This is a genomic window from Rahnella inusitata, from assembly GCF_003263515.1.
GTDB lineage: Bacteria > Pseudomonadota > Gammaproteobacteria > Enterobacterales > Enterobacteriaceae > Rahnella > Rahnella inusitata.
This window is the reverse complement of the sequence record NZ_JYDE01000002.1, coordinates 89,588-103,421: the sequence shown is the minus strand read 5'-3', so window position 1 is coordinate 103,421 and position 13,834 is coordinate 89,588. Positions and strand designations below refer to the sequence as shown.

Sequence of the window (13,834 nt, the reverse complement as noted above, 5' to 3'; positions counted from 1 at the left end):
CCTGAGTCCCTATGAGCCTTAGTCAGCAAAACGCTATTGAGCAGAACTTACAGAATGTCCGCGAGAAAATCGCAGCCGCTGCACAGCTTTGCGGCAGGTCTTCAGAAGAAATTACCTTGCTTGCAGTCAGCAAAACAAAACCTGCGAGCGCTGTCGAAGAAGCGATTGCCGCCGGTCAGCTGGCGTTCGGTGAAAACTACGTGCAGGAAGGGGTGGATAAGATAGCCCACTTTGCCGGGCATCAGCCCGCGCTCACCTGGCACTTCATCGGACCGTTACAGTCGAACAAAAGCCGTTTAGTGGCGGAGAATTTTGACTGGTGCCACACCATCGACCGGCTGAAAATCGCGCAGCGCCTGAACGAACAGCGCCCGGCTGGCTTGCCGCCGTTACAAGTGTTGATTCAGGTGAATATCAGCGATGAAGCCAGTAAATCCGGTATTACCGTCGGTGACGTCGCAGCGCTGGCTACGCAGATTATGGCGATGCCGAATCTGCAACTGCGCGGCCTGATGGCGATCCCGGCGGCAGAAAGCGATTACACACGTCAGCTGGAAGTTTTCGGGCAGATGCGCGAGGCGCTGCAAACGTTACAGACGATTTGCCCGCAGGCAGATACGCTGTCGATGGGCATGACTGACGATATGCCCGCGGCGATTGCTGCAGGCAGCACCATGGTACGTATCGGCACCGCCATTTTCGGTGCCCGTGATTACAGCGCAAAACAGTAAACAGCGTTGGCGGTTTTACTGTTTTACTATTGATCGGCTCAATTCAGCCCCCATTAAAAACAAGGAGCATGAATGCAACATCGCAAATTATGTTTTATCGGCGCAGGTAACATGGCAGGCGCGATCATTTCTGGTCTGGTCGAAAGCGGCTATCCGGCGGCGCTTATTAGCGTTTGTGCCCCTTCTGCCACGCACCGTGACGTGCTGGCTGAGAAATACGGTGTAAAAAGCAGCAGCGATAACAACGGCTGCGCCAATGAAGCGGACGTCGTAGTGCTCTCCGTTAAACCGCAAATGATGGCAGATGTGTGTAAAGCACTGCAAAAAGACGTGGATTTTAGCGGCAAACTGGTACTGTCGATTGCCGCAGGCGTCAGCGTCGCGCGTTTCTGCGAATTGCTCGGTGATAACCTGAACATTGTGCGCATTATGCCGAACACGCCATCCCTTGTGGGAAAAGGCATGAGCGGACTGTATGCGCCGAAACAGGTGTCGCAGGCGGATCGCGATTACAGCGGCGAACTGATGACGGCGGTCGGCAAAATTTGCTGGGTCGATACCGAAGAAGGTATCAACCACATTATTGCCGCCGCAGGCAGCGCACCGGCGTATTTCTTCCTGTTTATGGAAGCGATGCAGGCCGAAGCGCAGCGTCTCGGTTTCAGCGCAGATGCCGCGAGGATGCTGGTTGAACAAGCCGCCAGCGGTGCCACCGCGTTAGTGGCCGCCAGTCCGGACACGCCATTGTCACAACTTCGTGAGAATGTGACGTCCAAAGGCGGAACCACTTTTGAAGCTCTGAAAGTCTTCACCGATCGCAAATTACCGGAGATCGTTTCCGAGGCCATGCAGGCCGCCATTACCCGCGCGCAGGAAATGGAAAAACTGTTTTAATTATAATTTATGCTCAAAATCATTTGAGTCGCATCAAAGCGGCAACTGAGTCGAAGTCCTGGAAGCCTACATCAGTATGTGACCAGGATTCACGAAGGCAGCCAGCGCAGGAGCGGCTCGAAGGATGAAGGGCAAAGGGGATTTATGCTTACGCTGACTTTTCTGGTCAAGACTCTTATCGACCTCTATGTCATGGTTTTACTGCTGCGCATCTGGATGCAGTGGGCTCGCACTGATTTTTACAACCCGTTCTCACAGTTTGTGGTGAAGATTACACAGCCTGTTATCGGACCGCTGCGTCGTATCATTCCGCCGCTGGGCCCAATCGACAGCGCGAGCCTGCTGCTGGCTTTCCTGCTCTGCACGCTGAAATTCCCGCTGCTGTTGCTGATTCAAAGCGGTGGCATTTATATCGGGCTGAGCAATTTGTTGATTGGCCTGATAGGCCTGGTGAAAGCCGCCGGTTATCTGGTGTTCTGGCTGGTGATTATCCGCTCTCTGATGAGCTGGGTAAGTCAGGGTCGCGGCCCGATGGATTTCCTGCTGTTGCAGTTAACCGAGCCACTGATGTCGCCAATCCGCCGTATTCTTCCGGCGATGGGCGGCATTGATTTCTCGGCAATGGTGGTGATTTTGATCCTCTACATGCTGAATTATCTCGGTATGGATCTGCTGGGTGCCCTGTGGTTCCAGCTCTAAGTCCGGTTTTCTGGCAGTCCGACGAACTGGTTTTGCGGCTGGTTATCCAGCCCAAAGCCAGCCGCGACAGCCTGGTCGGTTTGCATGGCGACGAACTGAAAGTCGCCATTACCGCCCCGCCGGTTGACGGTCAGGCGAACACGCATCTGGTGAAATTTCTCGCCAAACAGTTTAAAGTCGCCAAAAGTCAGGTCAGCATTGAAAAGGGCGAGCTGGGCCGCCATAAACAAGTCCGCATTACCCATCCGCAAAATATCCCGGCCGAGGTCGCGGTACTGCTCGCTGAATAATTCGTTAAATCAGGACCTTCCCATGCAGAAAGTCGTATTAGCTACCGGCAACGCCGGTAAAGTCCGTGAACTCGCACATCTGCTGGCAGATTTCGGGCTGGACGTGGTCGCACAGACCGAACTCGGCGTTGAGTCTGCCGAAGAAACCGGTCTGACGTTCATCGAGAACGCCATCCTGAAAGCCCGCCACGCGGCGGCAGAAACCGGTTTGCCTGCGATTGCCGATGACTCCGGTCTGGCGGTCGATTTTCTCGGCGGCGCACCGGGCATTTACTCCGCACGTTACGCAGGTGTTGATGCCAGTGATCAGCAAAATCTCGACAAGCTGCTGGTCGCGCTGAAAGACGTTCCGCAGGGGCAGCGCGCTGCGCAGTTCCATTGCGTGCTGGTGTATATGCGCCATGCGGAAGATCCGACGCCGCTGGTTTGCCACGGCAGCTGGCCGGGTGAGATTGCTTTCGCCGAAGCCGGGGCAGGCGGTTTTGGTTATGATCCGATTTTCTACGTTCCTGAGCTGGGTAAAACCGCAGCGGAACTGACGCGCGAAGAAAAGAGCGCGGTATCCCACCGTGGTCATGCGCTGAAACTGTTACTGGCCGCGATGAAAGAGGCAGTACAAAAGAATGCGTAAGTTGCCGCCGCTGAGTCTCTACATCCATATTCCATGGTGCGTGCAAAAGTGCCCCTACTGCGATTTCAACTCGCACGCGTTAAAGGGCGAAGTACCGCATGACGATTATGTCGCACATCTGCTGGCTGATCTGGATGCGGATCTGCATCTGGTGGGCGATCGCAGCGTAGGGACGATTTTCATCGGCGGCGGAACGCCAAGCCTGCTGAGCAGCAAAGCGATGCAAGACCTGCTCGACGGCGTGCGGGCACGTTTGCCGCTTGAGGCCGGGGCTGAAATCACGATGGAAGCCAACCCCGGTACCGTCGAAGCTGACCGCTTCAGCGCTTACCAGCGCGCCGGTGTTAACCGTATTTCGATTGGTGTACAAAGTTTCGATGCGCAGAAACTGGAGCGTCTGGGGCGCATTCACGGCCCTGAAGAAGCTAAACGCGCCGCGCATCTGGCCACCGGCCTTAACCTGCGCAGCTTCAATTTGGATCTGATGCATGGCTTGCCGGATCAGACGCTCGAAGAGGCGCTGGACGATTTACGTCAGGCCATTGCTCTGAATCCGCCGCACCTGTCGTGGTATCAGCTGACCATCGAGCCCAATACGATGTACGCCTCGCGTCCGCCAACCCTGCCGGATGACGATGCGCTTTGGGATATTTTCGAGAAAGGCGATCAGCTCCTGACCGCTGCCGGTTATCAGCAATATGAAACCTCCGCCTACGCCAGGCCAGGGTATCAGTGCCAGCACAACCTCAACTACTGGCGATTCGGCGATTATCTCGGCATCGGCTGTGGCGCGCACGGCAAGCTGACGCAGCCTGACGGGCAAATCCTGCGTACCGTGAAGACTAAACACCCGCGCGGCTACATGCAGGGGCGTTACATGGACAAACAGCATGCGGTCGAAACCGAAGATCTAGCGTTCGAGTTCTTTATGAACCGTTTTCGCCTGCTGGAAGCGGCGCCGCGCGAAGAATTTAGCCTGTATACCGGACAGGAAGAATCCGTGATCCGCGCGCAGCTGGACGAGGCTATTGGAAAAGAATATCTGGTTGAAACGCAGACGCACTGGCAGATCACCCGCAAAGGGAAGTTGTTCCTGAACTCGTTGCTGGAGTTGTTTTTAGCGGAATGATGCCGGGTTCAGGGATTTCAAATCCTCCCTGAGCGTTGAATGCTGAACCAACAAAAAAACCGCTTAATCGCGGTTTTTTTGTCACTGCATTTTGGGCTGAGGGATTACTGTTTCAAATCAGCCAGCAGGGTTTTACGCTGCGTATCAAGTGCGGTCACGCGCTTACACACGTCATCACCAAAGGCTTTGAACTCTTTTTCCTGCTTGCTCCACTCATCCTGAACCGCCTGTTGCAGACCGCCCAGATTGCCCATCATCGCCTGTAGCGGATTACCGCCGCTGGCCGCCTGTTTCAGGCCCATTTCATTGATGCTGTCCTGCATCACGCCGCCCATGGTTTGTTCCATCAGCTTCTGACCATTCTGTTTAACCTGATCGACCGCTTTATGGTGGAACGTCAGACCATCGGTACGATGCTCGATAATCAGATTCATCTGCTGCTTCAACTGCTTGTCGAGCGTAACCAGACGGTTGCGCACATTGCTGTCGCTGCCCAGTTTTTCGACGATCACGCGGTCAACGGCCACACGGCCTTTTTCCAGATGCGCAGTGGCACCCTGATCTATCCACGGCAAATCACGGCGCAGGGACGCCTGATAGTCGATGGCTTCCTGACGCTGTTTCGCGCTCAGGGTGATTTCTTTACCGTTGAGGGTCACGTTGCCGTTTGGCGTGATCAGCAAGTCGCTGCTGGTGCCCACAACCTGTACGGTTTGCGGCTTAATGACGACATCTTCTTTTGGCTGCACGGCGCACTGGTAATCGGCCTGCGCACTCCATGCCGTCAGCGCCAGCATCGCGGCCACTGATGTCTTTAAAACCCTACTTTTCACAACACCGGTTTTCACTAACATGTACTCTCCCTAAGACTGCAAACTTAAAAAATTGAACGGCCAATACGCTGAGCCAGCAGTTCTAAGGCAGCAATACCGGCCAAAGAGTTCCCTGCCGCATCAAGTTCGGGTGACCACACCGCAATGCACATCTCCCCCGGCACCACGGCCAGAATGCCACCGCCGACGCCCGATTTACCCGGCATCCCTACGCGGTAGGCGAATTCACCTGCACCGTCGTACATGCCGCTGGTCACCATCATGGCGTTAATCTGCCGCGCCTGACGGGCATCAATCAGCGGCTGTTCGCTGCCTAAAGGATGGCCTTTATTGGCCAGATAAACAAAGGTTCGCGCCAGTTCTTCGCAGCTCATGCGCAGTGCGCAGTAGTGGAAATAGGTGTGCAAAACGGTGATGACGTCATTCTCGAAATTCCCGAAAGACTTCATCAGGTACGCAATGGCCGCGTTGCGATCGGAGTGATCGAACTCTGAACGCGCAACGTGCCGATCGTAGTTGAGATCTGGCGATCCAGCCAGCTGACGTACCACTTCCAGCATTCTTTGCTTCGGCGCAGTCAGGCGGGTTTGCAGCATATCGCACACCACCAGCGCGCCAGGATTGATAAAGGGATTACGCGGTTTCCCCTGTTCCAGCTCCAGCTGTACCAGCGAATTAAATGGCTGGCCGGAGGGTTCTTTGCCGACGCGCTGCCAGATTTCACTTTCCTGATAACGGGTCAGCGCCAGCGTCAGGCTAAGCACTTTGGAGATGGACTGGATAGAGAACCGGGTATCGGCATCACCGGCACGAAAGATTTCGCCTTTCGTGGTACACACGGCGATCCCTAAATGATCGGGGCTGACTTCAGCCAGCGCAGGGATATAGTCGGCGACTTTGCCACGGCCAATCAGCGGCCTGACCTGCTGTAGAATGTCTTCCAGCAAACTGTTATCAAGTTCGGTACCCAACGTCCTGCCTCCAGATGTAACAAAGGTGCCGGAAAGGCACCTTTAATTTCAGCGTTCTTAGTCAATCTGCGGAGATCAATCCCACCAGATATCGAAGAGTTCTGATACTTCAACCGCTTCCATTTTATGGTCTTCCAACCATTTTTTGATTTGCTCACGGTGCTCATCGGTGCAATGACCGATTTCCTGACGGCAAACCAGGCCTTCCCACTGCAGATAGCCACTGCCATCAAAGGCCAGTTTGTTTGGCTCGATCACACCTTCAATAAACAGATCCAGTGATTCGTCGATGGTTTCAACCGGAGTACCTTCCGGGAAACGCCATTTTACAGAGAAGCCCAGTTCCTGGAACTCGGCAATGTGTAACTTCTTACGTAAACGACGACTGCGATTCTTAGCCATTATTGCTTCCTCTCAAACATCAGATCCCATACGCCGTGGCCTAAACGCTGGCCACGCATTTCGAACTTGGTCACCGGGCGCGATTCCGGGCGCGGTACATAGTTGTTTTCCTGCGAGAGGTTTTTCCAGTTTTCTAAGCTGGTCATCACCTCAAGCATGTGTTCGGCATACGGCTCCCAGTCGGTTGCCATATGGAATACGCCGCCCACTTTTAGTTTACTGCGCAGCAGTTCCACGAAAGCTGGCTGAACAATCCGGCGCTTATTATGACGTGCTTTGTGCCACGGGTCAGGAAAGAATAGCTGCACCATGTCGAGTGAGCCATCGGGGATCATTTTTTCCAGCACTTCTACCGCATCGTGACACATCACGCGCAGGTTGCTGACCCCCTCTTCGTGGGCGGTCGCAAGACACGCACCGACACCCGGCGAATGCACTTCAATACCGATAAAGTTTTGCTGCGGATTGTTCTGCGCCATGGTCACCAGCGAGGTGCCCATGCCAAAACCAATTTCCAGCACGACCGGCGCTTCGCGACCAAACAGTGCGTCGATTGCCAGCGGTTCTGCCTGATATTCCACGCCCATCACCGGCCAGAAGTTGTCCAGCGCGTGTTGCTGACCTTTAGTCAGACGGCCCTGACGGCGGACAAAACTACGGATACGGCGCATAGCGCGACCGTTCTCGTCGAACTCCGGTGAAATGACGTCGTTTTTCATGGTGTTTCCACTCCGTTTGGCAAGACGCGGTATTCGGTCACTGCGGTGTTTTGGTCATTAACTATGAAGAATGGCGCATTATCCAAACTTACTCCCGATAAGCAAGGATTGCGGGCACGAAATCCGTCAATACAGTCCGGAAAGTTCCGGTTTACAGCCCGATAACAACTGTGATGTGATCACCCCCGTCTTTTAACCCTGCCGGACTGTAATTCACCCATGATGGAAGCCCCTGGTTTCATGGAAGCAAAAAATTTTTCAATGCTGGTGCTCGACTGGTATCAGCGTTATGGCCGCAAAACGCTGCCCTGGCAACTCGAAAAAACACCTTATAAAGTCTGGCTTTCAGAAGTGATGTTGCAGCAAACCCAGGTTGCGACGGTGATCCCCTATTTTGAACGCTTTATGCAACGTTTCCCGACGGTGTCTGATCTCGCGGCCGCACCGCTCGACGAAGTGCTGCACCTGTGGACCGGCCTAGGCTATTACGCCCGTGCGCGCAATCTGCATAAAGCGGCGCAGACTATCGCCAGCCAGCACGGCGGCGTATTCCCGACGACGTTCGATGAAATCCTCGCCCTGCCCGGTATTGGACGTTCGACGGCGGGCGCAGTCCTTTCGCTGGCGCTGAATCAGCACTATCCCATTTTAGACGGGAATGTGAAGCGCGTGCTGGCGCGGTGTTATGCCGTGGACGGGTGGCCAGGCGAGAAGAAAACGGAGAACCGGTTGTGGGCGATAAGCGAAGACGTGACGCCAGCAAAAGGCGTCGCCCAGTTTAATCAGGCGATGATGGATCTCGGTGCGATAGTCTGCACGCGCAGCAAACCGAAATGCGAACTCTGCCCGGTGAAAACCGGCTGCGAAGCTTATGCGCACAACAGCTGGGCAAAATACCCCGGCAAGAAACCCAAGAAAACCCTGCCAGAGCGCACCGCATTTATGCTGATGATTCAGCAAGATGACAAAGTGTGGCTGGAACAGCGTCCGCCGGTCGGCCTGTGGGGCGGCTTGTTCTGCTTCCCGCAATATGCCACCGAAGAGGAACTGGTGCAGGGGTTGCATAAATACGGCGCAACGCCGAATCAGCTTCAACAGCAGACCGCTTTTCGTCACACGTTCAGCCATTTCCATCTGGATATCGTCCCGATGTGGTTAAATCTGCGAACATCTGCGGGTTGCATGGATGAAGGTGCGGGTCTCTGGTATAACTTAGCGCAACCACAATTCGTCGGGCTGGCCGCGCCGGTGGAGCGTTTACTGACGCAACTGGCAAAAGAACCGTCCCCAAAAACGATCGATAAGGAATCAGTATGAGCAGAACAATTTTTTGCACTTTCCTGAAGCAGGATGCCGAAGGGCAAGATTTCCAGCTGTACCCTGGCGAGATTGGCAAACGCATTTATAACGAGATTTCGAAAGAAGCCTGGTCGCGCTGGATGAGCAAGCAGACGATGCTTATCAACGAAAAGAAACTCAGCATGATGAACCCCGAAGACCGCAAACTGCTGGAACAGGAAATGGTGAATTTTCTGTTCGAAGGTCAGGATGTGCACATTGAAGGCTATACCCCGCCTTCAAGCTGATCGTTCAAAAATAATCATCAATAACAACAAAGCAGCCGCTTTCGGGTGTCTGCTTCTATCACCAGAAATGGTTTTAAGATGAAGAAAATTTTAGCTTTGCTGGTTATCGCCCCGATGCTGATCTCCTGCTCCGGCAGTAAGAAAGACCAGTTCAACGAAGCTTACGTCAAAGACACCAATGGGTTCGATATTCTGATGGGCCAATTTGCCCACAATATCGAGAACATCTGGGGGATGAATGAGGTGCTGATTGCGGGTCCTAAGGACTACGTAAAATACAGCGATCAATATTACACCCGCAGCCACATCAACTTTGATGCGGGTACCATCACCCTCGAAACCATTTCGGGCACCGATCCGGCCGCCAGCCTGCGTCAGGCTATCATCAGCACCTTACTGGTGGGTGAAGACCCGGGTAACGTCGACCTGTATTCCGACGCCAATGATATTCAGATCAGCCGCGAACCGATGCTGTACGGGCAGGTGCTCGATAACACCGGTAAGCCAATTCGCTGGGAAGGCCGCGCCGCGAGCTTTGCTGATTATCTGATTCAGAACAAATTGATGCGCCGCCAGTCCGGTCTGCACGTCATCTATTCCGTGACTATCCAGATGGTGCCAAACCACCTGAATCAGCGTGCGCACAAATATCTGCCGATGATCCGCGAAGCGTCTGCCAAATACGGTGTCGATCAGTCACTGATCCTGGCGATTATGCAGACTGAATCCGCGTTTAACCCGTATGCGGTAAGTAACGCCGATGCGCTGGGGCTGATGCAGGTCGTGCAGCACACCGCAGGCGTGGATGTGTTTAAATCCGAAGGGAAATGGGGCAAACCTAGCCGCAGCTATCTGTTTGATCCGCAAAATAATATCAACACAGGTACGGCGTATCTGGCGATTTTGCAGAAAACGTATCTGGGGAATATTAACGATCCAACGGCGCGTCGCTATGCGGTGATCACCGCTTACAACGGCGGTGCAGGCAGCGTGTTACGCGTGTTCTCCCGTGATAAGACACAGGCGTTTAGTATCATCAACAGCATGTCTGCCGGTGACGTCTACGCCACCCTGACGACAAAACACCCTTCAGCCGAATCACGTCGTTATCTGTACAAAGTGAACAACACGCAGCGCAGCTACCGCCGCGTGGATTGAGGTTTATGGCATGAGAAATGAAAGCGGAGATCCGAAAGGGTCTCCGTTTTTTATCTAAGGCTGACGTTTCTCTTCACCATAACCATAATACCCGTAATACTTACTCCTAAGGGATCGCGATGAGCGTCTTTTAATCGCATTTAATACCACGCCATTGATACGGCATCCTGCCTGCTCAAAACGAGAAATAGTCGCGCTGATCTCATGCAACTTAGTGAGTTCGAAACGGGAAATGATCAGATTTGTCCCCGTGAGTTTTGCAATAATAATGGCATCGGCTACCCGCAAAAGAGGGGGCGAGTCTACAAGCACTAAATCATAATTATCATTTGCATAATTCAATAAACTGGCGAGCGATGAACCTAGCAATAACTCGGAAGGATTGTTCGGAACGGATCCTCTGGAAATAAAATCCAGCTTCTCGAGCGTTGTATGAACAATGCACTCTTCAATGCTTTTTTTACCCGATAAAATATCAGATACGCCATAACCCACTGAAACTTCCAGTTGTGTATGCATATGCCCAAGCCGCATATCAGCATCAATCAATAACACACGCAATCCTGACTGAGAAAATACTGCCGCAAGATTACCACTGATGAAACTCTTCCCGACACCGCTGTCAGGGCCTGAGATCATGATGATCTTATTTTTAGAGGACTTCATCGTAAAATAAAGGCTCGTTCTCAGACTTCGGATGGCCTCAACCGTTAAATGATAGGGATCTTTCAGGACTATGAGTCCTGATGTATTTGCTTTATTCCTGCGGATATAAGGTACTTCGCTGTATACCGTCAACCCCAGCTGTGTCAGTTGTTCGGGCGTCGTCACGAGGCGCTGAAGAAAACAACGAATAAGAAGAATTGCAGAAGAAATAATAAAACCCAACATAGCACCAATGATCAATAACAGAGACTTGGCAGGTTTCATGGGATGATAATTTACTGCCGCCTCATCAATAATACGCGCATTCCCAATCTCACTTGCCTGAGTAATATTCAATTCTTGCTGTTTACTCAGCAGGAGCATATAAATTTCATTTCCGGTCTGCACATCACGAGTAAGACGCATAATGTTTTGCTGAGTTTTAGGCATCTCATTTATTTTTGAATCGATCTCTTTTTTCTTCTTATTTAGCATCATCTGTTTTTCATTTAATGCTTTGTACAAGGGATGTCCCTTCGTGTATTTCTCAGAGACAGAGGCTTCTTCCAGCGCCAGTTCATTAATCTGAGTTGCGTTAGCAATACTTTTATCTAACAGTACCTTCGTCTCCATAGAGATATCTACGCTATCATTCATCTCCCGGTATGAGTTGAGTGCAGTCTCAGATTCTTCCAGCTGTTTTTTGATCTTGGGAATTTGCGTTTGTAAAAAATTTAGGCTTTTTCTGGCGACCTCGGAGTTTCTAGCTATGTTTTGGCGTATGTAATTATTGCAAATAGAATCTAATACACCGGGAATCTGCTTTATATCTGTTCCTGTTAATGAGAGCTTCAGCATACCGCTATTCGTACCGATATCCGTTACTGAAAGCCGTTTCAGGAGTTGTTCCACCGCTTCAACCTGGTCGATCTTATGTATGGTGAAATGCGTGCCCGCCACTGCATCCGTGTATTCAATAAAAACATTCAGTTCGTTATCATTGAGTATTTTTCCGATACTCCCTGTTGCCTGATAATTATCACTCTGCAAGACATATTTTTCTCCTGCAAGAATAGTCAACTCAAACGGTTTATCCTGCAGATAATCTGGAATATCAAACTTCAGGATTTTAAGCGTCGGTTTCTTACCCCTGGAAAACAAGGAGGAGAATTTATTCCAGATACTCTTTTTTTCTTCGGAAATTCCTAAATCCAGATCAAATTCATCGACTGTTTGCGACAGTACGGATCGGGATTTAATCAGTGTGCTTTCAGATAATAATACCGGTGCTGCGCCCGGCAAATTCGTCATTAATTCCGGGAAAAAACTGCTATTCTTATCTTTCTCGAGTTGAATTAATGCATCAGCTCGATAAACTGGTGTAGATAATTGAGGAATGGCGACTGTAATAACAATAGCGATCAGCATAATTACGATTATAAAATAACGACCATCCACTAACACACCCAGGATTTGAGAGATATCTATTTCCTCTTGTTTGGATTCGGGAGTAAGGGTATGTATATTATTTGACATATTACTTCCTTATAAAAACTAAAACTTTATTTATCGAAAAATCTTACCCATCCATCGGCGGCCTCAAGAAGATGATGAAACATAGTGTTAAATATGGGTTCATCATAACCTATAGGGTCGGGGATATTTTTATTTTTGTGCCAGCCGCCGAAGAGCATTATCTTTCCTCTGGCCTCAATCGCGATATTGACGAGCAAAGGAATGTGCGATGTCTCCATAACAAGGATCAGATCAGCCTGATGGCATAAAGCCCGGGTAACCTGTTGTGCGTAATGATGTTCTATAACTATTCCATATTGCGACGCAACCTGTAAGGCGGAGGGATGAACAGAATGTCCGACAAGCGCACAAAGTCCGGCTGAATAAATATTTTGTCGGGGCAACCGTCTGCGCAAAATTTCCGCACCGACGGGTGAGCGACAAATATTGCCCACACAGACAACCAGAATTTTTTTACAAATTATGTTCCCCAACTGTGTGTCCACCTCGCCGCTTCAACTACACTGTTTATACCCGTGATCGTTGGCGCTAACTGACTCACAACGCGATTCCAACGCACAACAGGAGCTGTTGTGACATAGACAATATCGTAGGGTTCAAGTAAGAACTCAGTACCGAGAACGAGTGATGATGCATCCTGGATATTCAACTGATAAATCGTGGCTATTTTTTTGTTTGCTGGCGATTTATTCTTATTTGATCGAATAACAAAAACACCACTGGCATCACTACTCAGTTGATCAATTCCCCCCGCATTACCCAAAGCCTCGGTGATCGACATTCCATTTCGATCAATCCTTAAGGTCGCTTGTTTATTGACTTCACCCATAACAAAAATTTTGAGCGCATCATTACGCGGTATATAAAGAATATCACCATTATATAAGAGGTAATTCTGAGTCAAATCGCCATTTTGCAAAAGCGCTAATAATGATATATGTTTTTCTTCTCCATTTTTTGTCAGCGTAACGTTATTCCAGTCAGCAAACTCCGTAATACCTCCCGCCTGATTGATTGCCTCAATGACGGTCAACGGAATATTGGTAATTGCCTGTGGCCCGCTTTTGACTACTTCTCCTGACACAAACGTTTTCTGAGACCGGAAAGTCGCAATGCTCACATCGACCTGAGGTGACTCGATAAAATTACGAAGTTTTTCAGTAATATCTTCCCGAACGTCTGTTACCGTTTTACCCACGACGTCAACCTTTCCGATGTAAGGATAAAAGATGCTACCGTCTGCATGCACCCAGTTTCCCGTATCACCGGCACTGCGATACTGCCCCGCTGGCGTTGTCAGCTCCGGGTGATCCCAGACGGTAACCATAATAACGTCACCAATACCAATATGGTATTCGTAGGCTTTTAACTCTTTTTCTAATACAGGATTCGTTTGTGCGATGACAGGCTTACTTTGCATATGCGCAACGAGATCTGGAGTGATCGGGTAAACATCGACGAGGTCATTAATATTAACAGTAGCACTCTCTGATTGTTTGACCGTTTTCCCTAAAAGTGGCAAGTGACTCCCGGGAACAACCGTGCATGCACTTAATAGAGGGAGTGTTATCATAATAATTAAAGGCAGCCCTTTACATACTACCATTCAT

At 50.8% G+C, this 13,834-nt stretch carries 16 protein-coding genes; 9 read left to right on the top strand and 7 right to left on the bottom strand.

Going from position 1 to position 13,834, the window contains the following annotated elements:
* Positions 1-11: 11 nt before the first annotated feature.
* The 6 genes from TU92_RS01260 to hemW all read left to right on the top strand — a co-directional run bounded on the left by TU92_RS01260 (position 12) and on the right by hemW (position 4,374).
* The gene (locus TU92_RS01260; RefSeq protein ID WP_112164166.1) at positions 12-731 is read left to right on the top strand and encodes a YggS family pyridoxal phosphate-dependent enzyme; all 720 of its coding nucleotides are present in this window, start codon (positions 12-14) and stop codon (positions 729-731) included.
* Positions 732-803: 72 nt separating this feature from the next.
* Positions 804-1,625, top strand: a complete 822-nt coding sequence (gene proC, locus TU92_RS01255; protein WP_112164165.1) for a pyrroline-5-carboxylate reductase — start codon at positions 804-806, stop codon at positions 1,623-1,625.
* 144 nt (positions 1,626-1,769) lie between these two features.
* Complete coding sequence (locus tag TU92_RS01250; protein WP_112164164.1) at positions 1,770-2,324, top strand: YggT family protein; 555 nt, start codon at positions 1,770-1,772, stop codon at positions 2,322-2,324.
* Complete coding sequence (yggU, locus tag TU92_RS01245) at positions 2,309-2,614, top strand: DUF167 family protein YggU (protein ID WP_112164163.1); 306 nt, start codon at positions 2,309-2,311, stop codon at positions 2,612-2,614. Before TU92_RS01250 ends, yggU begins: the two co-directional genes overlap by 16 nt.
* Positions 2,615-2,636: 22 nt before the next feature.
* Entirely contained in the window at positions 2,637-3,245 is a 609-nt protein-coding gene (locus TU92_RS01240; RefSeq protein ID WP_112164162.1) for an XTP/dITP diphosphatase, read from the top strand.
* Entirely contained in the window at positions 3,238-4,374 is a 1,137-nt protein-coding gene (gene hemW / locus TU92_RS01235; RefSeq protein ID WP_112164161.1) for a radical SAM family heme chaperone HemW, read from the top strand. Before TU92_RS01240 ends, hemW begins: the two co-directional genes overlap by 8 nt.
* 104 nt (positions 4,375-4,478) lie before the next feature.
* Here the strand turns inward: hemW and TU92_RS01230 are convergent, their stop codons facing one another.
* From TU92_RS01230 to trmB, 4 genes are all read right to left on the bottom strand, one after another.
* Positions 4,479-5,228, bottom strand: a complete 750-nt coding sequence (locus TU92_RS01230; RefSeq protein ID WP_112164160.1) for a YggN family protein — start codon at positions 5,226-5,228, stop codon at positions 4,479-4,481.
* A 23-nt stretch (positions 5,229-5,251) separates the two neighbouring features.
* Positions 5,252-6,178 carry a glutaminase B gene (gene glsB / locus TU92_RS01225; protein ID WP_112164159.1) on the bottom strand — a complete coding sequence of 309 codons (927 nt, stop codon included), beginning with the start codon at positions 6,176-6,178 and terminating at the stop codon, positions 5,252-5,254.
* Between the two features lie 75 nt (positions 6,179-6,253).
* Positions 6,254-6,580 (bottom strand): YggL family protein, encoded by a 327-nt coding sequence (locus TU92_RS01220; RefSeq protein WP_112164158.1) that lies wholly within the window; start codon positions 6,578-6,580, stop codon positions 6,254-6,256.
* On the bottom strand, positions 6,580-7,299 hold the full coding sequence (trmB, locus tag TU92_RS01215; RefSeq protein WP_112164157.1) for a tRNA (guanosine(46)-N7)-methyltransferase TrmB: 720 nt from the start codon (positions 7,297-7,299) through the stop codon (positions 6,580-6,582). Before trmB ends, TU92_RS01220 begins: the two co-directional genes overlap by 1 nt.
* Before the next feature lie 240 nt (positions 7,300-7,539).
* On the opposite strand from trmB, the gene mutY reads away from it, so the two are divergent.
* The 3 genes from mutY (at position 7,540) to mltC (ending at position 10,043) form a co-directional block, all read left to right on the top strand.
* Complete coding sequence (gene mutY, locus TU92_RS01210; RefSeq protein ID WP_112164328.1) at positions 7,540-8,616, top strand: A/G-specific adenine glycosylase; 1,077 nt, start codon at positions 7,540-7,542, stop codon at positions 8,614-8,616.
* On the top strand, positions 8,613-8,885 hold the full coding sequence (locus TU92_RS01205; protein WP_112164156.1) for an oxidative damage protection protein: 273 nt from the start codon (positions 8,613-8,615) through the stop codon (positions 8,883-8,885). The genes mutY and TU92_RS01205 overlap by 4 nt, the downstream gene beginning before the upstream one ends.
* A 78-nt stretch (positions 8,886-8,963) precedes the next feature.
* Positions 8,964-10,043, top strand: coding sequence for a membrane-bound lytic murein transglycosylase MltC (gene mltC / locus TU92_RS01200; RefSeq protein ID WP_112164155.1), 1,080 nt, complete (start codon positions 8,964-8,966; stop codon positions 10,041-10,043).
* 54 nt (positions 10,044-10,097) lie between these two features.
* Here the strand turns inward: mltC and TU92_RS01195 are convergent, their stop codons facing one another.
* Genes TU92_RS01195 through TU92_RS01185 form a run of 3 tightly spaced genes read right to left on the bottom strand, consistent with a single transcriptional unit; the run spans position 10,098 to position 13,830 of the window.
* On the bottom strand, positions 10,098-12,224 hold the full coding sequence (locus TU92_RS01195; protein ID WP_112164154.1) for a polysaccharide biosynthesis tyrosine autokinase: 2,127 nt from the start codon (positions 12,222-12,224) through the stop codon (positions 10,098-10,100).
* 26 nt (positions 12,225-12,250) lie between these two features.
* A complete protein-coding gene (locus TU92_RS01190; protein ID WP_112164153.1) occupies positions 12,251-12,709 on the bottom strand; it encodes a low molecular weight protein-tyrosine-phosphatase in 459 nt (152 codons plus the stop codon).
* On the bottom strand, positions 12,685-13,830 hold the full coding sequence (locus tag TU92_RS01185; RefSeq protein WP_112164152.1) for a polysaccharide export protein: 1,146 nt from the start codon (positions 13,828-13,830) through the stop codon (positions 12,685-12,687). Before TU92_RS01185 ends, TU92_RS01190 begins: the two co-directional genes overlap by 25 nt.
* Positions 13,831-13,834 lie beyond the last annotated feature (4 nt).

Excerpts from the sequence above, each read along its gene's own strand:
- TU92_RS01185 (WP_112164152.1), bottom strand. The coding sequence starts at position 13,830 with ATGGTAGTATGTAAAGGGCTGCCTTTAATTATTATGATAACACTCCCT.
- TU92_RS01260 (WP_112164166.1), top strand. The coding sequence starts at position 12 with ATGAGCCTTAGTCAGCAAAACGCTATTGAGCAGAACTTACAGAATGTC.
- proC (WP_112164165.1), top strand. The coding sequence starts at position 804 with ATGCAACATCGCAAATTATGTTTTATCGGCGCAGGTAACATGGCAGGC.
- trmB (WP_112164157.1), bottom strand. The coding sequence starts at position 7,299 with ATGAAAAACGACGTCATTTCACCGGAGTTCGACGAGAACGGTCGCGCT.
- mltC (WP_112164155.1), top strand. The coding sequence starts at position 8,964 with ATGAAGAAAATTTTAGCTTTGCTGGTTATCGCCCCGATGCTGATCTCC.
- TU92_RS01230 (WP_112164160.1), bottom strand. The coding sequence starts at position 5,228 with ATGTTAGTGAAAACCGGTGTTGTGAAAAGTAGGGTTTTAAAGACATCA.
- mutY (WP_112164328.1), top strand. The coding sequence starts at position 7,540 with ATGGAAGCAAAAAATTTTTCAATGCTGGTGCTCGACTGGTATCAGCGT.
- TU92_RS01205 (WP_112164156.1), top strand. The coding sequence starts at position 8,613 with ATGAGCAGAACAATTTTTTGCACTTTCCTGAAGCAGGATGCCGAAGGG.
- TU92_RS01195 (WP_112164154.1), bottom strand. The coding sequence starts at position 12,224 with ATGTCAAATAATATACATACCCTTACTCCCGAATCCAAACAAGAGGAA.
- TU92_RS01240 (WP_112164162.1), top strand. The coding sequence starts at position 2,637 with ATGCAGAAAGTCGTATTAGCTACCGGCAACGCCGGTAAAGTCCGTGAA.
- TU92_RS01250 (WP_112164164.1), top strand. The coding sequence starts at position 1,770 with ATGCTTACGCTGACTTTTCTGGTCAAGACTCTTATCGACCTCTATGTC.
- TU92_RS01220 (WP_112164158.1), bottom strand. The coding sequence starts at position 6,580 with ATGGCTAAGAATCGCAGTCGTCGTTTACGTAAGAAGTTACACATTGCC.
- hemW (WP_112164161.1), top strand. The coding sequence starts at position 3,238 with ATGCGTAAGTTGCCGCCGCTGAGTCTCTACATCCATATTCCATGGTGC.